The following is a 19,245-nucleotide window of genomic DNA, read 5'->3' on the forward strand; positions in this document are numbered from 1 at the left end:
ATGCCGACCCGGTTTGACAGGTCCGGGATAATCGAATTAAGTTGCATCATGCAACTTAATACACAAGGCGCGTCATGACCGATCCGCAAACCATCACCACGATCCGCGCCGCGTCCCGCCTGTTGGTACGCGAGCTTGGCTTTATGGGCGGCGACTTTGCAGGCACCGACCTGCCACCCTCTGCCGTCCATGCGCTGATCGAAATTGAAGGCGGCGAAATCACTGCCAAAGAGCTGTCCCAGCGTCTGCACCTCGAAAAATCAAGCGTCAGCCGTATGTTGCGAAAACTGGTGGGCGCTAATCTGATAATGGAAACACCGGGCACCGACGCGCGTGTCAAAACCCTATCGCTAACGGACAGCGGCGCAGACAGACTCGCCGCGATCCACCGCTTTGCCAGCACCCAGGTTAAGACCGCGGTCCAGGGCCTGCAGCCCGCCCAAACCGCAACGATCGCCGAAGGTCTCGCGCTCTACGCGCAGGCGTTGGCACAGACGGATCTGCCCTCGGCTCCGATCCACTATCACTGCGGTTACCAGTCCGGCCTGGTCGCGCGTATCATTGGGCTGCACATGGACTTTTACGCAAAGCACGCGGGCTTTGGCGATGTGTTTGAAACCGCCCTTGCCCGTGGGTTATCCGATTTCATCCCGCGCGCCCAAAACACCCGAAACGCGATCTGGACCGCGCAGCGATCCGACAAGATCATTGGCTCCATCACAATTGATGGCGAAGATCTCGGCCACGACATCGCCCATCTGCGGTGGTTCATCGTTGACCAAAACACCCGTGGCTCTGGCGTCGGGCGCGCACTTCTGGACAAGGCCGTCGCCTTTGTTGACGCACAGGGGTTTTGCGAAACGCAGCTCTGGACCTTCAAGGGATTGGACGCCGCTCGCACGCTCTATGAGGCGCAAGGTTTCAAATTGGCCGACGAACAGCCTGGCACCCAATGGGGGGCTGAGGTGCTGGAACAACGTTTCGTGCGCAAACATATAGCGGCCTAGTGAACGGCAAAAAGCCCCCAGTAACACTGGGGGCTTTTTAAAATGCTCATTCATCAACACATGCAGAGCGCGGCGATCAGAGACCCAGGGCCGATTTGACCTGATCCAGCGCAACTTGCAGCAGCTCGGGATTGTCACGGGCTTGGCTCAGCGCGGTAGTCAGTGCGGTTTTCTTGAGCGCGTCCAGCTCAGAGCCGTTCACCATCTCGACCACTTTGTCGAAATCAAACCCATCGGCCGTAAACAGTGCCAACGGGCTGTCCAGCGATGCGGTCTGGTCTACCAGATCCGCCGCCGTGTCTGTGGCGTCCTGTGCTTCGTTGGTGACTGCCTCAACGGATGAAGTTGCCTGATCCGCCAGATCGGCCGCCCCATCGGTGACCGCATCCGCCACGTCAGAGGCCGTGTCCACAGCCCCTTCAACCACATCACCTGCGGCCTCGACACTGTCGCCCACCACGGCAGCGGCACTTTCAGCGGCCTCTTGCGCGCTCTCGGTGACAGCGCTTGCTGCATCTGCGGCACCGTCCACGGCGTCCTGAACCGCGTCTTGCGCAGTGTCGACGGCGCTTTCCACCTGATCAACGATGGATGTCGCGGTGCCTTCTACCGCCTCAGCGGCCTCATCTGCGGCCTCTTCGACAGGTTCCACCACTTCGGGTGTTGCATCGGCTTGCGGTGCCTCAGCCTCGGACACAACGGGTGTGCTCTCTTGAGATTGATACCACAACACACCACCCAAGACGACGACTGCGGCTGCTGCGACAAGTGTTACAGGTTTCATCGTGACTTCCTTTCGTTACCATATCCGAAATCGGACCCACGCCGGTAATTGAGCGCGATTGCACCCCGTCTCAAGGGGGAAAGAAATCTTTATAACCTCATGGGCTAAGCGCTGCTGATCAGAACAGCCCTCTTGGGCGGTCCTTAGCCGAGAAACAACGCCAGCCAACAGCAAACATGGGTTGAAAACCCCGAAAAGGCCGGTCATACCCGCATTTAACTTGAATCATGCGCCTGCTGACTGTAGTTTTCAGGCACTTTTTGAAATGACAGAAGGATAGACGTCATAGCCCGCAGACCGCACAATGCGCCGCCTACTCGTGAAACTGGCCCTCGCATCAATGACCGTATTCGCGCTCCTGAAATCCGTCTGATTGGCGCTGAAGGGGAGAACGTCGGGGTGGTACACCCTGCCAAAGCGATGCAAATGGCTGCAGATGCAGGTCTTGATCTGGTGGAAATCTCCCCCAATGCCACACCCCCGGTGTGCAAGATCATGGACTTTGGTAAGTTCAAGTACGAGCAGCAGAAACGCGAAAGCGAAGCGCGCAAAAAGCAAAAGACCATCGAAGTCAAAGAGGTTAAGTTCCGCCCCAACACGGACACCCATGACTACGAAGTCAAAATGCGCAACGTCTTCAAATTCTTGGAAAAGGGCGACAAAGTAAAAGTTACCCTGCGCTTCCGTGGTCGTGAGATGGCGCACCAGAACCTTGGCCGTGAGCTGCTGCACCGTGTGGCTGGCGACGTCAAGGAAATCGCCAAGATCGAAAACATGCCCAAGATGGAAGGCCGTCAGATGATCATGATGATCGGCCCCCTTCCCGCTAAGTAACTCAGCTTAGTTTTCGGACATCTGTTCAAAATTTAAAAAACCCTCCGATTTCGGAGGGTTTTTTTTCGCGCGCCTTATCACAGTTACGATGCCGGTAACCATTTCCTCCTAAACAGAAGAGGATTTCCAAACGAGCGCACCCAAATGAATAACCTCACCGAGATTCAGAACACGGCCTTCACCGCAATTGGTCCTTGTCGTATCGCAGCCTTATCGTTGATGGCATTGATGAATGAAGGCGCAGAAAACGCCAAGGCCGCAGAGATTTTCAAACTGTCCGCCAAACGCTTAGAAACCGCACATAAGATGTTGACCATCGGGCTGCCGGATCTTCTGAAAAGCGCAGATCATGATTTCCCGCCCCTGGTTCAAGAACAATTAGACCAAAGCGTCGCGGCTCTGACCCCGTTGATCAACACGATCCGCAACGCCGATGAGCAGGTCGCCAATCTGCCAAAACCCTCCGAAAAATTTTCCGAGCACTGCCTTTATGTGTTGGAACCGACGGTCACACAGTTTTTGACCGACATGACCCAGAACTTGCTGGATACGCAGAAGAAAAAGAACCAGGACCGTGAGCGGGAGATGTTGGACGCCATTTCCAACGCGGAATCCGTGGGCCGTAACATCCAGCTGATCGCCTTTAACGCATCGATCGAGGCTGCGCGGATCGGTGACATGGGGAAAGGCTTTGCCGTAATTGCCACCGAAATTCGCGAGCTCTCCGGTAAGACTCAAGTGCTGCTGGACGACATCGCAGGATTCTTGCGTACGTAACCCCCGTCCGAGAACAGCCAATCGCGCAGATTTGCTGGGTTGGCCCGCGTGCAACACATTTACAAAGCCTTTTGGTCAATTTTCCGCCCAGATTGACCATTAACGCTTCGCAATGGCATTTGTGCCAAATTAGAAATGGATCTGAGGTTTGGGCGCTGTGACACAGAAGTGAGGCGCGTCAGACCGTATGGTTCCCCGGTGCACCGGGATGTATCTGTTAACTCCGGGGACGCCGCAAAATGCGCATCACGGCCGTCACATGTGTGAAGAACGAAGGACCATTTCTGCTGGAATGGATCGCCTTCAACAGGCTCCTAGGTGTCACGGATTTTCTGTTTTACTCAAACGATTGCAGCGATGGGACCGATCATCTGCTGGACGCGCTGGCCCAACGCGGCCTGGTGCAGCATTTGCCCAATCCGGCTGAGGGGCGCAACTATCAGATGGAGGCGCTGAAAGACTCGCGCCATCAGGACGTGGTGACAGATGCTGACTGGGTCTGGATTGCCGATGTGGATGAGTTCTTGAACATCCATGTGGGCGATCACACGATCCCTGCCTTGATTGAGGCCTGCGAGGATCCGGCTGCGATCTCGCTTACGTTTCAGTTCTTTGCTAATGCCGGGATCGAGACCTATAGCGACAGGCCGGTGATAGCCCAGTTCAGCCATAGCCACAATCCGGACATCTGGTGTGGTGAGACCGCGATTGAGGTCAAGACGCTGGTACGGCAAGATTTTCCGCTGCAATACTATGGCGCCCACCGCCCCTTCCTGCGCAAAGGCCTGCCTAAGGAACAGCGCCCGGCCTGGACCGACGGCTCTGGCCAGCAGGTGCAGTTTCGTTTTCTGACAGCGGCCAACAGCCGCCGCATCCGTAAGTTCCCGGCCAAAGACGCGCGCGCCTTTGCGACCCTGAACCACTATGCGCTGCGCTCCCTCGACAGCTATCTGGTCAAAAACGACCGGGGCGACGTGAACCGGGAAAACCGCGCCTTTGACGACACCTATTGGCGTGAGCGCAATGATGCTGCGTGGAAAGACGCCTCGATCCGGCGCTATCTGCCCGACCTGAACGCGGCACTGAAAGAGCTGAAAAACGACCTCGAAATCGCCGCGCTCCACCGGGCCTGCGTCACGGCGCATCGCGCCAAATGCGCCGAACTGTTACACCTGCCCAGCTTTCAGGCGATGCAAGCGCAGCTCAGATCAGCAGCACCCATAACCGCGCGCGAAGAGGCCCTGATCGCAGAAATTGGACTGAATGAATTGGAAGACGCCAAATGACATTGGATGTTGTGAACCTTGGCCTACCAAAGTCCGGCACCACCACCTTGGCCCGGGCGCTGGCAGAGGCGGGATTTACTGTCGCCGACCACCGGCTGCGCGACAAGGAAGAGGACAAGCCTGGCAAGCGGCGCATCTTTGTCGCCAATCTCCTGTATCGCGGGCTCTATGAACACGGCGATCCAATGGCCCTGCTGCCGGGTTATACCGCCATTTCCGAGATGAGCTTTATCCACGGCAAATTCTCGGTCTGGCCACAATGTGATTTCATCCTTCTGCGTGCGTTCAAGGAACAGTTTCCGGCGCTAAAATTCATCGCCACCCGGCGTGATGCCCGCAGCCATTCCAAATCGATCATGGCCTGGAACAACCTCGGCACCACGCGGTTGCCCAACAATCCGGTGCCCGGCCTGCCGGTTGGCTATGGCAAGTCTGAGGACCAGCAGATGCGCTGGATCGACGGCCATTATGAAGCGTTGCGACACTGGTTCCGCAACGACCCCGACTATCTGGAACTGGATGTCGCCGACGCGGATGCACAGACCAGGGTCGCCAATTTCCTCGGCCGGGACATGCCGTGGTGGGGCAAGGCCAACGAGAACCGCAAAGCAAAAGCCGCCAAAAAGGCAAGGGCCAGCTGATGCGTATCCTGCTCCACATTGGCTTGCCCGAAATGGGTGCGGACCGGCTGCAACAGGTGCTGGCCGACAAACGTGACAACCTGCGCGCCAAGGGAATCTTGTTTCCAACCTCGCCGGGCAACACCAACCAGACGCGCCTTTATATGGCGGTCACCGACAGCGACCATATCGACAGCCTGCGGTGGAACCGGGGGTATTTTGCCGCCGACCGGCAAGCCACGCTGCGCTCAAAACTGGCCAAGGATCTGGCGCGCGAGATTGCGGCGGATCAGCCCAAGGCCCTGATCCTATCGGCCAGCCAATTGGGCACCATCCACCGCAAATCCGAGCTGGAGCGGCTGCACACATTCCTGCGCCAGTTCTCGGACGACATCCAGATCGTGGCCCATATTGATGAACCCGCCAGCGCGCTCACCCGTCATTATGGCGCGCAGGTGATGGAGGGGCGCGCAACCGCACTCACGCGCGACATTGCTCTGAGTGATGCTCCTGATTGGTGGCAGTCATGTCTGGAACAGTCCCCCACCGCGCGCCCGGCCAAAGGCCAGTTTGAAGAGATACAGGGACCGCCTTTCTGGCTCGACTACCCCCGGCTGCAACAGGTCTGGGAGGACATCTTTGGCGCAGGTTGCCTGACGTTTCGCGCCTATGATCCGGATCTGTTCTACAGCGACGCAGCTACCGAGGAGCTGCGCGCGGCTTTTGACATCGCCCCCCGCATTGGCAAGGCCACCCCGGCGAAGATGCCCGCGCTCCCCTCTGCCGCAAGCCTGACCCGCGCACGGCGCTATAACACCGGGCTGCTCAAACTGATGGACACACGCGGACTGATGGTGCCGCGCCGTTTGTGGCGCAGCCTGCTGGAGGATCTGATGATCGACGGGGATGCGATGTCGCCTGCCACCCTCGCACGGATCTCCAAACGGTTTGCCGAGCAGAACCGCGCGTTGCTGGAGCAGCACCCAGACCTGCCAAAAGACATGTTCAAACCACCGCGCGCCCGCGCCTTGTGGCAGGAAGCAGACCCTGAACGTGGCTTTCGCGCCTCGCAATATCTTCTGGCCCATCTGCCCCGTATCGAAAAAGCCGCCCAGGAAGAGGCCGCCGCCAAGGATGGCTTTGCCGCGCTCAGCGCAGACGACGCCCTGCAGGATCTGTCACCCGAGGCACGCGCCCTGATGCCGCCGTTGGCCTTGCAGAATTTCGCCATGCTCAAAGGCTCGCCGTTTCGCCCCCACAACGGTGTTGGCGCAGATGACAGCGCCTTTGACGCCGCCGATTTCACGCTACTGCCGGCGCGTAGCCTTGCCCAAGGCTCCAGTGGCAATGTAATTGTCGGCTGTATGAAGAATGAGGCGCCCTATATCCTGGAATGGGTCGCCTATCACCGCGCCATGGGGATCGACAACTTCCTGATCTACACCAATGGCTGCGAAGACGGCACGGATGAGATCCTGGGCCGGCTTCAAGAGATGGGCATCCTGCAACATCGCAACAATGATGACTGGCGCGGCAATTCTCCGCAGCAATTTGCGCTCAACCAAGCGCTCAACGAACCGGCGATCCAAAACGCCGATTGGGTGATCCACATCGACGTGGATGAATTTATCAATGTGCGCTGCGGCAATGGCACCTTGCAGGATTTCTTTGACCGGGTGCCAGATGCCACCAATGTCGCCATGACCTGGCGCCTGTTTGGTAACAACGGTATCACGGCGCTCGACGATCGTTTTGTGATCGACCAATTCGACCATTGCGCACCTAAATTCTGCCCCAAGCCTCATACTGTCTGGGGCTATAAAACCATGGTCAGAAACATCGGCGCCTATGGAAAATTCAGCTGCCACCGCCCCAATAAACTGGTCGAAGACATGCGCGATCAGGTCAAATGGGTCAACGGTTCGGGCCGCGACATGACCAAGGAGGCCGCCGACAAAGGCTGGCGTTCCTCGCGCAAATCCATCGGTTATGATCTTTTGCAGCTGAACCACTATGCGCTGCGCTCTGCTGAAAGCTTCCTGATCAAACGCCAGCGCGGACGAGCGTTGCATGTGGACCGATCTATCGGGTTGAACTACTGGATCCGCATGGATTGGAGCGATCACCGCGACACCACCATCAAACGCAACCTGCCCCGGCTGCGCGCCGAATATGACCGGCTGTTGCAAGACCGTGATTTGCAACGCTGGCATGCCCATGGTCTGGACTGGCACCGTTCCAAGGCGCAGGCCTTGCACGGCCAACCGGAATTTGCAGAGCTCTATCAACAAGCTCTCAAAGTGAAACTAAACAGCGTCGAACGGGTAGCCTATGCGCTGGCCCTGGATATGGAGAGCTGACCGATGAACGACCTCTCAAACAGCAACCGGGTGCTGCGCAGCCGTGGAATGAAGTTCCCGCTGGACACCTCGGTCCTGCCGCAACGCATTCGCACCCTGCTGCGCACCGAAGCCTATGAGGCCAAGGAAGCAACCGCGATCGAAAAACTGGTGCGCAAGGGCGATGTGGTCATGGAGCTGGGCGGCGGCATCGGCTTTATGTCCACCCTTGTGGCCACCAAAACCCGCGCCAAATCGGTGCATGCGTTTGAGGCCAACCCCCAGCTGATCCCTTATATCAAGCAGGTCCATGCGATAAACAAAGCCAAAAAGGCCGAAGTCACCCATGCGGTTCTGGGCGCTCAGGCCGGCGAAGCCACGTTTTATGTGCGCCCCAATTTCCTCGCCTCCTCCCTAGCTCCCATGGAAGACGACACCGATGTGACCGCGGTCACGGTGCCCGCGCTGGATGTCAACGCGGTGATTGCCGACCTGAAACCCTCGGTTCTGATCTGCGACATCGAAGGGGCCGAGGTTGATCTGTTGCCGCAAATGGATCTGACCGGCCTGCGCGCGGTCGTGATCGAAACTCACCCCCAATGGATCGGCAAAGAGGGCATTCGCAAGGTCTTTCGCTGCCTGGACGACGCAGGTCTGGTCTTTTTTCCGCGCTGGTCTCATGGCAAAGTGGCCGTATTCCGCTCTGATTGGTGATCCATGCGTTTTCTGGCCATACTTACCGTGCGCAACGAAGGCGCGTTTCTGTTGGAATGGCTTGCCCATCATCGTGCGATCGGCTTCACGAATTTTCTTGTCTTTTCAAATAACTGCCAGGATGGCACCGATAAAATCCTCGACCGTCTGGATGAGTCTGGCCTGATCACCCATGTGCGAAATGATGGACCTTACGACAAATCCGGCATTCAATTCACCGCGCTAAAGACGGCCGACAAACACTCTCTGGTGAAAGAGGCCGACTGGATTTTGTCCCTCGACGTGGATGAATTTGTCAATATTCACACCGGCGACGGGCAGCTGGCCGACCTGCTGCGCACCCTGCCCGACGCCGATGCGATCACCCTGACGTGGCGTCTGTTTGGCAATGGCGATCAGGTCCGCTATTCGACCGATCCGGTAACCGAGACCTTTACCCGTTGCGCTCCAGCCGTGATCAATTGGCCCTGGCGCGCCGCCATGTTCAAAACGCTCTATCGCAACGATGGCACCTACCGCAAAACCGGCGTCCACCGCCCGCGCAGTGTCAAGGATGACGACCAGCTAGAGACTTACCGCTGGTTTGACTGCGAAGGCCGCGAGCTGGGCCGCCAATTCAAGACCAAGCGGCTGTTTTCCAACTACGGCCAGTCCAATTTCAAATACGCCCAGCTCAACCACTATGCCCTTGGCGCGATGGAGAGCTTTGTGCTCAAGGCCGACCGGGGGCGTGCGGTGCATTCCGACCAGATGCTGGATGTGGATTATTGGGTCGAGCGCAATTTCAACATGGACAGTGACACCTCGATTGCCCGCTACACACCCATGCGCGACGCGCTGATGGCCGAGATGTTGGAAGACAAAAAACTGCAGCGCCTGCACGAAAAGGCTACCGCATGGCGTCACGCACGGTTCCGTCAGGTGATGCAGGAAGAACCCTTTCGCGCGCTTTTTGCCCGCCTGATGATGACGCCCCCGTCACGCTCCATCAACACCACCACCGCGCGCACCCTCTCGGGCTTCGCCGCGATGGGGCGGCGCAAACTGGCACCCGAGCCTAAGCGATAAGCAACGCGCGCAGGGTCGACTTGGTCGGCTTTGTCGCACAAATCGGTTGAGGGGATTCAAGTTGTGAAACCAGCATGATAGCTGAAGGCATGAGCAGCTGGGCCCCAACGAAGTACAAGACCACAAATTGGCCGTCTTACAATGACAGTTTGAAGCTACGCGGATCGCTGTCGATTTGGTTTGACCCAGCGATGGCCTGGGTGCCACCGCCAAGCGGCAAGCGCGGTCGATAACAGAGTTTCAGCGACGCGGCGATAGACGTGCCTGACTTTGAAGGTCCTGTTCGGGCTCCCATTACGGCAGACCACTGGCTTTGTGCAAAGCCTGCTGGCTGGTCGGACTGGACTGGGCGGCACCTGATTTTAGCACCCTTTGCCGTCCCATTGCCCGACAGGCGATTGCGTAGAAATCTGCCGAGGGGCGAGGTCACCACCAGCGATATTGGTGATGCGCCGAAGCTGCCAGAATTGCTGGATCAAATTCCACCCGATCAGAACATCGGCAGTGTCACAGCAGATGGGGCGTATGACACTCGAAAATTTCACGAGGCGATTGCCGCCCGCAATGCCCATGCTGTCAGCCCACCGCGCAAGAATGCCAAGCCATGGAAGCCCACAAGCGCCGGCCTCCGCCCGAAACGAGGCCGTAGGATAAGTCCCTCTGGGAAAAGGCGACGTCCGACCCTAACCCGATTTGTGCAACGAAGCCCTCTGGCATCACAAATTCATCGTTTGGATGAATTGCCCATCTTTAAGCGCTGTTTCAATTGCTCCATTCCGCCAGAGGCAGCCCGATCGGGGTCTACATTATCGCAGGCCATGAATTTGGAGCGGCCACCCCTCTTTTCAAAACGGGCAGCCGCAAGCAATCAGTTTATGCGAAGCAATCTATCAAGGACTTGATCGCAACCATGCCTGGATCGTCCATACCTTTGGTCTTGTCACCAAAGATCCTCGCACGACCAATTTTGCAGGCTTTGTCGTGGAACTCTTCCAATGCGCTGTCCGCGGCGGCTTTGGCTGCTTCAAGAGCTGCTTCAGCGGTCGCCTTTCCGGCCGTCGACGCAATGACAGCAGTCAGAGAGTCCAGCATGGTCTTGTCACCGATACTCGCGCCACCACGGGCGATCATCGCGTCCAAAGCAGCTTGCAATAGATCTGGAAGCCTCTCCCAATCAATCTCGTTCTCGCCTTTGGTCTGTTTTGCGACAGCCATCAACGAGATCCCCATCAATGTGCCAAAAGACGAACCAGATACTTTGGTCATGGCCTTGGCACATTCCATGCACGCCATTCCAAAGTCATCCGGCAGATCATTGGCGATTGATGCGATGTTGTTGAACCCATTCACCATGGTCACGCCAAGATCACCATCTCCCAAACGACCATCAAGCTCGTTCAGGTGTGCCCCCATTGGGTCAACCTGGGCGGTAATCTTTTCGATACCGGTGCGCAGAGTTGCTGTTGTTAGTGCCACGTTTATTTCCCCCAGAATGGATTGTTGGCTGGTGCGGCCAGAAGCTGCTCCAGTTCGTCGTCAAGTTTCATCAGCGAGATCGAGGCACCGGCCATTTCCATCGACGTGGCATAGTTGCCAACCAACGGATGCGCGATTTCGATGCCCTTGTCTGACAGAATGCGGTTTACAGCCCGGAACAGGATGTAAAGTTCTTCGGCAGGCGTTGCGCCCAGACCGTTGACCAAAACAGACACGCGGTCGCCTTTTGAAAGGTCCAGCTCGTCGGTCAGCTTGGCCAGTAGCTCAGCTGCCAATTCATCAGCGGGCTTGTTCTTGCCGCGCCAAACGCCTGGCTCGCCGTGAATGCCCATACCGATTTCGATTTCATCGTCGGCAATTTCAAAGGTGACTTTGCCGGCCTGTGGCACAATGCAAGATCCCAGCGCCACACCCATGGTACGTGTGTTCAGGCGCGCGCGATCTGCGCATACGTAAACTTCGTCCAACGATTTACCAGCCTGTGCAGCGGCGCCTGCGACTTTGACCACATAGACCAGACCCGCAACGCCGCGGCGCTTCTCGATCTCATCAACACCTGCGCTGGCAACATCATCATTGACGATGATCTGCTTGGCAGTGATGTCTTCCATGTCTGCGAATTCGCAGGCCATGGCAAAGTTCATCTTGTCGCCACCATAGTTGCCCACAACGCAAAGCACGCCTTGCCCTGTGTCTGCAGATTTGATGGCCTCTAGCATCGGGTTCATGTCTGGCGATGCAAACACATCCCCAACAGCACATGCATCCAGCAAACCGTCACCAACGTAACCAGCGAAGATCGGCAGGTGGCCGAAACCACCGCCCGATACAACACCAACGCTGTCAGCGCTGGCCGTGGGCTTGCGCAACAACCGACGGGTTTCACCATCGATACGGAAAACGTCTGGATGCGCGGCCTCTAGGCCTTCGAGTGTTTCGTCAACGTAGTTGACGGCATCATTCATAATTTTCTTCATCGCAGTTCCTCTTCAGGCTTTGCAGCGTCTAAGTCGTCTGACCCAGTTCGACAGTCTGCCCTTGTCTTTCGGTTGCATCATGTTAGTTTCATATCTCAAAACTAAAGTACCACATTATGGATAATTTAGTTTTTTTTACATGTCAATCGGACGGTCCCGCCTTCTTGATGTAACGTTGGAAATGAAGTAGGACAGGAAAATGCAAAGCTCTATTGTCACTAAGTTATTGACCCTCCTCACAGTTGTCAGCGAAACTCGAAAACCGCTTACGTTCTCTGAATTGGTGACCAAAAGCGGGCTAAACAAAAGCACCATCCATAGACTTTTGAACATCAGCACCGAAGAGCGCCTGATAACTTTTGACGAGCATCGTAAGGTCTATTTTGTTGGTCCTAAGATCTTTGATCTCGTACGAAATGCTTACAGCGGCTATGATATTCAGGCCGTCGCACTGGACGAGATGATGCGCCTGCACGCCCTTTTCGAAAGCAACGTGACCATCGGCCTGCCCAATGGAAGAGAGGTTGTTTATCTGAGGGTTCTGGAGTCTCGCCGTTCAATGGGCCCCGTTCAACGCCCTGGCATGCGTGAACCCATTCATTGCTCAGCCTCCGGCAAAGCACTCTTAGCTTTTATGCCAGACAAGATGATCTTATCCAAGCTGGACGGCTACAAATTTGAGAAGTTCACAGACCAGACCATCCAAGACACAGAATCATTTTTGAACGCTTTGGAGGAAGTCCGCGAACTGGGATATGCACGCAATAACCGCGAAGAATATGAACACTTCATGGGCATTTCAGCGCCGATCTTCAACTATATGAGCGAGCCTATCGCGGTGATCAACATATGGACCGTTGATTCCCTGCACTCGATTGACGAGCTTACATCGTGGTCGGGAGAACTTCGGGCCTCAGCAGAACGCGTGACCAGCCTGATAGGCGGGACCGCGCCGGATCTTGCGACCCTACGCAGTCAGTAGCTTAATTATTTGCCGTCATGCGGTGGCAGGTTGTCTACCGACACAATAACAAAGTGCTTTTTGATATAGTTATCGACGGTCCATTCTGTTTCCAGACCCGCGTTCATGACAAATGCGTCGCCCGCAGCAACGTCGTAAGAGTTGCCATCGCTGGTTTTGATCGTCGCGCTACCTTGAAGAATATGGCAGAATTCAACAATACCATCCATTACGGCTGTGAATTTGCCAGCGGTGCTGTCCCAAATACCTGACCGAATAGCCTGCTGATGGCCATCATACATCATCCAGGAGAACTGCTTGGGGTTTCCTTCAAGGATGTCGTCCTGAATGTTCTTTTCAACGGCATCAGGATTCTGGTCCACGAATTTAATGAAGCTCATTTGTCTGTCCTTGTTAGCATAGAAAAAAACGTGCTGGCCCAGGGGAGCGAAACCAGCACGCTGTCGCCTTCCGTCATTGAGGGCGACCAGTTACGGGCGAACAAAAGAAATGTTCACACCGCGGGGATCAAAGCCGATCAAAAATTGTATCCAGATTATCGCGGAACGACATGGCTGGAGCACCCAATGGCAAGAGCTTTGTGGTGCCCCAATGCCAAGGGATCGGGCTGACAGGTGTGACGGGGAACGGCAGCGTGTCGTTCGCGGCGCCCATGGCCTTTCTAGCCAACGCGCGCCCCATAACAGATGTCATTGCGATGCCTCGGCCACTGAAACCAATCGCAGCCAATACGCCTGGCGCGGGTTCGTGCAAATGCGGCATCATTTCGGTGGTTACGGCAATACGCCCTGCCCATGCGGTTTCAATCTTGGACTGCTGCAATTGCGGGAAGACCCGATGCAAACCATTGCGAAGACGTCCCAAACCGCCAAGTGCTGCGGCTTGATCAGTGCTGCCAACACATCCAAAGATAAGACGGCGATCCCGATCATAGCGCGCGAAATAGATAGCGCGCCGTGTGTCCGCAATTGTAACAGCATTTGGCAGAACTTGTTGCTGGAGTTCCGCTGACAACGGTTCTGTCGCAAGCGCAATACTGACCATAGGAAAGAAGGTCTGCTGCAGGCCTGGCCACAGTCCATTGGTGTGCGCATTGGTGGTCAGGATAACCTGCTTTGCAATAACACGTCCTTGTGGAGTGTTCAGATGCCAGTGGTCACCCACGCGTTTCATGCCTGTCACTTTGCTGTTCTCAAACAGCTGCACCCCTAGGCGTTCTGCCGCGCGGGCATAACCATAGGTCAGCGACAGTGGCTGCACGTGGCCACCTTTCTTGTGGAACAGGGAAAACCCGTATTCCTTTGACCCACTCATCTTTTGGGTCTGCTCTCTGTCTAGAAAATCAATGGAAGCGCCGGCTTTGTTCCAGGCTTCTCCCAGGGAAATCAGGCGTTTTTTCGCAGATTTACAATGCGCGGCTTGAACCCAACCGTTTTGCTCGGCGTCACAATCGACATCGTATTTGCCAATGTCACGGAACAACGCATCCGCAGAGCCCAATGTTGTCTCAATCAACCTGTTCGCCTGCGGCTCGCCAAATTTCTTGACCAGCTCGTCAGGCGTTGCACGCCAAATAGGGTTACATTGGCCGCCGCTGCGACCCGACGCGCCCCAGCCAATTTCCATTGCGTCCAGCACGGCAACGGTGGCCCCTTCTTCAGCAAGTCCAATCGCCGTGCGGCACCCCGTCAGACCGCCCCCGACGATTGCAAAGTCAACTTCGATATCTTCGCTCAGAACCAGAGCCTTCGGTCGTTCAGCAGCGGTTCTGCGCCAATGGACTTCGTCAATGCTCTGGGGGTTGAAGCTGTTGATTGTCATTCTGTGCTCATACGGTTTCGCAACATCTCAATGTGCTCTTTGGTTGCTATTTGGGTCGCCGAAAACCACGCCGACCCGACGGGCACCCACCGAAGCGGGTGCAATTGACTTCTGGCGCGCGGAGGAGGGAGCGCGCCAGAAGTCAGGGCTTAGCTCTTGCCTTTCCAAGGCACGAGATAACGTTCAGCCCAGCGCATCATCATATCGATGCCGAACCCGATCACACCAATCAGGACGATGCCCATGATGACGATATCAGTGTTCTGGAACTTCGACGCGGTCATGATCATCATGCCAGCCCCTTGTTCCGCAGCGACAAGTTCAGCCGCGACAACGGTGCCCCAGCACACACCCATCGCAACGCGCGCACCGGTAAAGATTTCGGGTAACGAGTTGGGAATGATGACATGGCGCATGATTTGCCACTTGCTGGCGCCCAATGAATAGGCTGCATGAACCTTGCTGATGTTAACACCAGACACACCTGACCGCGCAGCAATGGCCATGATCCACAGGGCTGCAAGGAACAGCAGGATGATCTTACCCGCCTCGCCGATACCGGCCCAGATGATGACAAGAGGGATCAATGCCAGCGGAGGAACAGGACGCATGAATTCAACAATCGGATCGAACCAACCGCGAAACCAGTTGCTAAGTCCCATTGCATATCCAAGAGGAATGCCAACCACTGCGCCAAGGATAAAGCCCAGAATAACCCGGTACAACGAGAAGCCCAGATGCTCCCAGATTGAGAAGTTCCGAAAGCCTTCTTTGAAGATCTTTACCGTACGGGTCCACACAGTCTCGGGTGAGGGCAAGTACAGCGGCTCCATTTGAAGACCGCGCGAAGGTTCAAAGTTTGGGGTGCCTTTGTCAGACAAGGTCACAGAGCCAAAGTCGAAATCGACAGTGCCCCCTGGAGTAATAGGTTGACCGTTGATGGCAACAATTTTTGCACCCTCTTTCCGGGTCGTCTCGTCGTTCTTGTCCCAAGGGATCAGCACGGACCGCCACTGCGCAACAACAGCCGCGTCGTTCTTGGCAAACCCATCGCCCGCAGGGACTTCGGCTGTTTCGGCGGGTGTCTCGCGGGGGTGAACCACAACACGCACCAAGGCATCATCCGTCGCACCATCAGCCTTTTGCGCGGTGTAGGTGAACTCAGCCGTTCCTTCGAAAGGCGCAGGGGCATGAAGGGGTTTCGGGACGATAACCGACCCGGTGAAGATCCCCCAAATCAGGAAAATCGTGGCGATAGAGATAACACCGGCTATCCGGTTGGGGCGCACAGCACTTTCATCTCCGAAGGTGACAGTTTTCAGCGAGGTGAAATCGCGGATGCCTGCGCCTTGCAGTTTCGTCACCAAGTAGAAAGAGACAACAAAAACAGCAACGTAAATTAGGAATGGAGTCATTTTGAATCTCCCGAACGTCCCATGATTTCTTCTTCCATGTCCCAGATCATGCTGAGAATTTCTTCGCGCTTCACACCAAAGTCGGGGTGTTTCTTGACCTCACGTAGGTCGGCCTCAACGCCAAGATCTGCAAAGGGAAGACGGTATTCAGTGTGGATACGTCCTGGCCGTGGCGCCATAACCAGCAGGCGTTCCCCCAGCAGCAGGGCTTCTTCAACAGAGTGGGTGATCAAAATGATGGTCTTGCCGGTTTCTTTCCAAAGCTTCAAAACCAGCGACTGCATCTTTTCGCGCGTCAACGCGTCCAGCGCACCAAGCGGTTCGTCCATCAAGATCACATCCGGGTGGTTCGCAAGACAGCGGGCCAAGGCCACACGTTGCTGCATACCGCCGGACAATTCGTAGATCGCTTTGTCCTTGAAGTCTTGCAGGCCTACGATTTCAAGAAGATGATCAACCTCATCTTTGTATTCCGCTTCCCGCTGGCCCTGCATACGCGGGCCAAAACTGATGTTGTCGCGCACAGACATCCATTCAAACAGCGCACCCTTTTGGAAGACCATTCCTCGGTCTGCGCTAGGCCCGTGAACAGCTCTGCCGTTCAAAGTGATTTCACCACCACTGGGCGCCAGAAAGCCCGCAACAATATTGAGGAGTGTCGTTTTACCGCACCCAGAAGGACCCAGTACGCTTAGCAATTCCCCAGATTTGAGGTCAAGAGAGACGTCCTGCAACGCTTGAACTGCACCACCGCTGGGCAGATCAAAGCTCATGGATAGGTTTTGGATCGAAAGTCCAGTCATTCCCCACCTATTATATTTATTTTAAAAAAAGGAGCCATGCCGCCGCGGGGCAGGCAAAAGTGGCGCGAGGGAGAGCCCTCGCGCCTGGTCGGGCTTACATGTCCTGAACGGCCTTCAAAGGATCTGTGTTGACTGCGCTGTTGTAACTTTCCAAAGAATAGTCCATCGAGCCGGCTTCCACGAACACTTCGGCAACACCCTTCATGAAGGTTTGCACGTTGCCACCCAGCCACTTCTCAGACAGCTGCTCTTCGACCGAAGGCATTTTCATGGTTGCGATGGCAGATTTCGCGGCATCCAGGTCCAGGCCCGCTTCCTGAGCAATCACGCTCAGCAACTCGTCGCTGCCATCAGCGTACCATTTTTTGTTTGCTTCCGCGGTAACCGCCAAGAACTTCGCAACAACGTCGCCATTTTCAGCGATGTAGGATGCAGGTGCCGATGTTACGTCAAACACCAGAATGCCCAGCTCTTCTTTCTCATCACCGGTCAGCAGAACGTTGCCGTGTTCCTTCATACGGGAAAGGCCACCGCCGAAACCGCATGCAAAGTCCACAGCACCTTGGCTAAGCGCGACTGCGCCTTCTGGTGGCGCCATGTCCACAACCTGCAGTGAATCAACTGGAATGCCGAAATGGCTCATTTGACGCAGGAAGCCGTAGTGCGCGGCGGTTCCCAATGGAACAGCGACTTTCTTACCGGCCAGCTCGCCAGCGGAGTCTTTGTCAATTTCCAGTCCAGAGGAAACAACACAGTTATCATTGTCAGAATAGCTCACTGCGATGTCGACAACCTGAAGATCTTGACCGCCCGAAGCTGCAACAACGAAAGGAGGCAGGCCTTGCGAAACTGCGATTTGAACGTCACCTGACGCCATCGCTGCGCTCATTGCGGTGCCGGTTTCGAAAGAAACCCAGTTCACCTTCATGCCCAGTGCCTCGTCGTAAGCGCCTGTCGCTTTGGCTGCCATCATGGGCATTGGCCATTCCAAGAAGTACGCAACGGTCAGTTCTTCCGCCATTGCAGCTGCCCCGGAGACGGCTGCAATCGCTGCAGCCAAAATTGTCGTTGATGTCTTTTTGATCATTTTGCTTTCCCTGTTGTACTAGTTCCGCATTGCAAAACTTTTATTTTACAATGCGAGAATAGCGGGAGCATTTCATCTTCGTCAATAATAAAAACAAGGCCTAAAGCTCCGCGCAACGCTGCACGCTTATTCTTAAAGCGCCGCGATCCTAAACCTCTGGAACTATTTATGTTTCCCCTACCCTCTGTCGACGTTCAGAGAAACGTTAGGTAAAATCATATCCCCCTTGTTTGAGGTATGAGGAGGTAAAACGCCTATAGGGAGAAACATGCCACGTTCAAGTCAGCGATTCTTGGGCCCAAATTGCGCGGAATTCCGTACCCGCGACCATCGGCCACCATAGAACCATTTCAGATAAAGATCGGTGAATCACTTTTAATATAATGAATTCTTACACTTAACCCAAAATGGTGCCCTACCGCCTAAGTACAGGCCACGCTCTATTTGTTTTTCATGATTGAACTTACATTTTGCATTGTACAGCTACGATCAGATTGCAAACTCACCCCGGCCCAGAGGAGACAACTGGAACGGTGAAGTCTTCGGAACCCAATATTGAACAAGTACCGGCGCGCCGATCAAAGGCTTGGAACGTTCATCCAAAGCTGCCGATCGACATGTAACCGGTCTTTGACGTACCGCCAAAACCAAAGGCGTCGCTTAAATGGCTGCTCGGCACATGGCTCAAGTTCTCGCCGCCTATGAACCACCCAATTTTTGTACTGATCATGGTCTACTTCCTGATGCCAAGCCCCGAAGCGATGCAGCTTTTCTCGGCAGATTGGATGCTCAAAATCGCAGCAATCCTTTTCGGTTCTATCATCCTGCTCGGGACAGAGCTCCATTTGTACCTTTATGTACCTGCCGCAGCTTTGTTGCACAAATCGGGGTTTGAACGGATTTCCCCTTTCCCCGGACGGATTTATCCTACGGGCTCTGTGATAGGTATGCCAAGAACGGTGTAGCGGTTGAGCACCGCGATCCGGACTTGGAGCTCGGCAACTTGCCGGTCGAAGTCCCGCGCCATGAGGCTTTGGCCGAGTAGTTTGACGCAGTGCATGTTCGTCTCTGCTTGGCTTCTGCGGTGATATCCGGTCAACATTCGCCAGAGTGCTCGTCCTAGATATTTGCAGGCTCTTACGGCTTCGTTTCGCGCGATAGCTCCTGCCGTGCTTGACTTCCAAAGTTGGGCATTCTTGCGTGGTGCGATGATGGCTGCGGCTCCCCGAGCGGG

The 19,245-nt window shown here is 55.6% G+C and carries 19 protein-coding genes and 1 pseudogene; 10 read left to right on the forward strand and 10 right to left on the reverse strand.

The annotated features are described in order from the left end of the window. The first annotated feature begins 74 nt into the window (after window positions 1-74). On the forward strand, window positions 75-1,007 hold the full coding sequence (locus tag KMP13_RS09145; protein ID WP_215265557.1) for a bifunctional helix-turn-helix transcriptional regulator/GNAT family N-acetyltransferase: 933 nt from the start codon (window positions 75-77) through the stop codon (window positions 1,005-1,007). A 76-nt stretch (window positions 1,008-1,083) separates the two neighbouring features. On the opposite strand, the gene KMP13_RS09150 is transcribed toward KMP13_RS09145, so the two are convergent. Continuing rightward, a complete protein-coding gene (locus KMP13_RS09150; protein ID WP_215265558.1) occupies window positions 1,084-1,791 on the reverse strand; it encodes a hypothetical protein in 708 nt (235 codons plus the stop codon). 372 nt (window positions 1,792-2,163) lie between these two features. Here KMP13_RS09150 and infC point away from each other — a divergent pair, with 372 nt between their 5' ends. The 8 genes and pseudogenes from infC to KMP13_RS09190 all read left to right on the forward strand — a co-directional run. Beyond that, window positions 2,164-2,625, forward strand: coding sequence for a translation initiation factor IF-3 (gene infC, locus KMP13_RS09155; RefSeq protein WP_435370351.1), 462 nt, complete (start codon window positions 2,164-2,166; stop codon window positions 2,623-2,625). Window positions 2,626-2,769: 144 nt separating this feature from the next. Then, on the forward strand, window positions 2,770-3,402 hold the full coding sequence (locus KMP13_RS09160) for a methyl-accepting chemotaxis protein (protein ID WP_215265559.1): 633 nt from the start codon (window positions 2,770-2,772) through the stop codon (window positions 3,400-3,402). Window positions 3,403-3,641: 239 nt separating this feature from the next. Further along, window positions 3,642-4,688: a glycosyltransferase family 2 protein gene (locus tag KMP13_RS09165; protein WP_215265560.1), complete on the forward strand. Its 1,047-nt coding sequence runs from the start codon at window positions 3,642-3,644 to the stop codon at window positions 4,686-4,688. Then, a complete protein-coding gene (locus tag KMP13_RS09170) occupies window positions 4,685-5,329 on the forward strand; it encodes a sulfotransferase (RefSeq protein ID WP_215265561.1) in 645 nt (214 codons plus the stop codon). The genes KMP13_RS09165 and KMP13_RS09170 overlap by 4 nt, the downstream gene beginning before the upstream one ends. Further along, the gene (locus tag KMP13_RS09175; RefSeq protein WP_215265562.1) at window positions 5,329-7,668 is read left to right on the forward strand and encodes a glycosyltransferase family 2 protein; all 2,340 of its coding nucleotides are present in this window, start codon (window positions 5,329-5,331) and stop codon (window positions 7,666-7,668) included. The genes KMP13_RS09170 and KMP13_RS09175 overlap by 1 nt, the downstream gene beginning before the upstream one ends. A 3-nt stretch (window positions 7,669-7,671) precedes the next feature. Continuing rightward, on the forward strand, window positions 7,672-8,361 hold the full coding sequence (locus KMP13_RS09180; RefSeq protein ID WP_251363763.1) for an FkbM family methyltransferase: 690 nt from the start codon (window positions 7,672-7,674) through the stop codon (window positions 8,359-8,361). A gap of 3 nt (window positions 8,362-8,364) precedes the next feature. Then, window positions 8,365-9,429, forward strand: coding sequence for a glycosyltransferase family 2 protein (locus tag KMP13_RS09185; RefSeq protein ID WP_215265563.1), 1,065 nt, complete (start codon window positions 8,365-8,367; stop codon window positions 9,427-9,429). 89 nt (window positions 9,430-9,518) lie between these two features. Continuing rightward, window positions 9,519-10,157: pseudogene (locus KMP13_RS09190) on the forward strand (transposase); the annotation flags it as partial. Window positions 10,158-10,302: 145 nt separating this feature from the next. Here the strand turns inward: KMP13_RS09190 and KMP13_RS09195 are convergent. Together KMP13_RS09195 and KMP13_RS09200 are read right to left on the reverse strand one after the other, a co-directional pair. Next, window positions 10,303-10,905 carry a dihydroxyacetone kinase subunit L gene (locus KMP13_RS09195; RefSeq protein WP_215265564.1) on the reverse strand — a complete coding sequence of 201 codons (603 nt, stop codon included), beginning with the start codon at window positions 10,903-10,905 and terminating at the stop codon, window positions 10,303-10,305. A 2-nt stretch (window positions 10,906-10,907) separates the two neighbouring features. Then, window positions 10,908-11,903, reverse strand: coding sequence for a dihydroxyacetone kinase subunit DhaK (locus KMP13_RS09200; RefSeq protein WP_215265565.1), 996 nt, complete (start codon window positions 11,901-11,903; stop codon window positions 10,908-10,910). 199 nt (window positions 11,904-12,102) lie between these two features. Here KMP13_RS09200 and KMP13_RS09205 point away from each other — a divergent pair, with 199 nt between their 5' ends. Beyond that, window positions 12,103-12,885: an IclR family transcriptional regulator gene (locus KMP13_RS09205; protein WP_215265566.1), complete on the forward strand. Its 783-nt coding sequence runs from the start codon at window positions 12,103-12,105 to the stop codon at window positions 12,883-12,885. A 5-nt stretch (window positions 12,886-12,890) separates the two neighbouring features. Here the strand turns inward: KMP13_RS09205 and KMP13_RS09210 are convergent, their stop codons facing one another. From KMP13_RS09210 to KMP13_RS09235, 7 genes are all read right to left on the reverse strand, one after another. Continuing rightward, window positions 12,891-13,265, reverse strand: coding sequence for a cupin domain-containing protein (locus tag KMP13_RS09210; protein WP_215265567.1), 375 nt, complete (start codon window positions 13,263-13,265; stop codon window positions 12,891-12,893). 127 nt (window positions 13,266-13,392) lie between these two features. Continuing rightward, window positions 13,393-14,706: an NAD(P)/FAD-dependent oxidoreductase gene (locus KMP13_RS09215; protein WP_215265568.1), complete on the reverse strand. Its 1,314-nt coding sequence runs from the start codon at window positions 14,704-14,706 to the stop codon at window positions 13,393-13,395. A gap of 149 nt (window positions 14,707-14,855) precedes the next feature. Then, window positions 14,856-16,121: an ABC transporter permease gene (locus tag KMP13_RS09220; protein ID WP_215265569.1), complete on the reverse strand. Its 1,266-nt coding sequence runs from the start codon at window positions 16,119-16,121 to the stop codon at window positions 14,856-14,858. After that, complete coding sequence (locus KMP13_RS09225) at window positions 16,118-16,924, reverse strand: taurine ABC transporter ATP-binding protein (RefSeq protein ID WP_215265570.1); 807 nt, start codon at window positions 16,922-16,924, stop codon at window positions 16,118-16,120. Before KMP13_RS09225 ends, KMP13_RS09220 begins: the two co-directional genes overlap by 4 nt. Before the next feature lie 94 nt (window positions 16,925-17,018). Continuing rightward, window positions 17,019-18,011: a taurine ABC transporter substrate-binding protein gene (locus KMP13_RS09230; protein WP_215265571.1), complete on the reverse strand. Its 993-nt coding sequence runs from the start codon at window positions 18,009-18,011 to the stop codon at window positions 17,019-17,021. Between the two features lie 595 nt (window positions 18,012-18,606). Further along, on the reverse strand, window positions 18,607-18,741 hold the full coding sequence (locus tag KMP13_RS20795; protein WP_285895533.1) for a hypothetical protein: 135 nt from the start codon (window positions 18,739-18,741) through the stop codon (window positions 18,607-18,609). A gap of 192 nt (window positions 18,742-18,933) precedes the next feature. Further along, window positions 18,934-19,245 (reverse strand): transposase (locus tag KMP13_RS09235; protein WP_353055700.1); only part of this gene is annotated, 312 nt, incomplete at its 5' end.

This window comes from Epibacterium ulvae (assembly GCF_018678075.1).
In the GTDB taxonomy this organism is placed as follows: domain Bacteria; phylum Pseudomonadota; class Alphaproteobacteria; order Rhodobacterales; family Rhodobacteraceae; genus Epibacterium; species Epibacterium ulvae_A.

What these genes read in the sequence shown, in the direction of transcription:
- KMP13_RS09185 (WP_215265563.1), top strand. Translation starts at nt 8,365, where the DNA reads ATGCGTTTTCTGGCCATACTTACCGTGCGCAACGAAGGCGCGTTTCTG.
- KMP13_RS09230 (WP_215265571.1), bottom strand. Translation starts at nt 18,011, where the DNA reads ATGATCAAAAAGACATCAACGACAATTTTGGCTGCAGCGATTGCAGCC.
- KMP13_RS09180 (WP_251363763.1), top strand. Translation starts at nt 7,672, where the DNA reads ATGAACGACCTCTCAAACAGCAACCGGGTGCTGCGCAGCCGTGGAATG.
- KMP13_RS09175 (WP_215265562.1), top strand. Translation starts at nt 5,329, where the DNA reads ATGCGTATCCTGCTCCACATTGGCTTGCCCGAAATGGGTGCGGACCGG.
- KMP13_RS09205 (WP_215265566.1), top strand. Translation starts at nt 12,103, where the DNA reads ATGCAAAGCTCTATTGTCACTAAGTTATTGACCCTCCTCACAGTTGTC.
- KMP13_RS09210 (WP_215265567.1), bottom strand. Translation starts at nt 13,265, where the DNA reads ATGAGCTTCATTAAATTCGTGGACCAGAATCCTGATGCCGTTGAAAAG.
- KMP13_RS20795 (WP_285895533.1), bottom strand. Translation starts at nt 18,741, where the DNA reads ATGATCAGTACAAAAATTGGGTGGTTCATAGGCGGCGAGAACTTGAGC.
- KMP13_RS09145 (WP_215265557.1), top strand. Translation starts at nt 75, where the DNA reads ATGACCGATCCGCAAACCATCACCACGATCCGCGCCGCGTCCCGCCTG.
- KMP13_RS09160 (WP_215265559.1), top strand. Translation starts at nt 2,770, where the DNA reads ATGAATAACCTCACCGAGATTCAGAACACGGCCTTCACCGCAATTGGT.
- KMP13_RS09225 (WP_215265570.1), bottom strand. Translation starts at nt 16,924, where the DNA reads ATGACTGGACTTTCGATCCAAAACCTATCCATGAGCTTTGATCTGCCC.
- KMP13_RS09170 (WP_215265561.1), top strand. Translation starts at nt 4,685, where the DNA reads ATGACATTGGATGTTGTGAACCTTGGCCTACCAAAGTCCGGCACCACC.
- KMP13_RS09215 (WP_215265568.1), bottom strand. Translation starts at nt 14,706, where the DNA reads ATGACAATCAACAGCTTCAACCCCCAGAGCATTGACGAAGTCCATTGG.
- KMP13_RS09165 (WP_215265560.1), top strand. Translation starts at nt 3,642, where the DNA reads ATGCGCATCACGGCCGTCACATGTGTGAAGAACGAAGGACCATTTCTG.
- KMP13_RS09200 (WP_215265565.1), bottom strand. Translation starts at nt 11,903, where the DNA reads ATGAAGAAAATTATGAATGATGCCGTCAACTACGTTGACGAAACACTC.
- KMP13_RS09220 (WP_215265569.1), bottom strand. Translation starts at nt 16,121, where the DNA reads ATGACTCCATTCCTAATTTACGTTGCTGTTTTTGTTGTCTCTTTCTAC.
- KMP13_RS09150 (WP_215265558.1), bottom strand. Translation starts at nt 1,791, where the DNA reads ATGAAACCTGTAACACTTGTCGCAGCAGCCGCAGTCGTCGTCTTGGGT.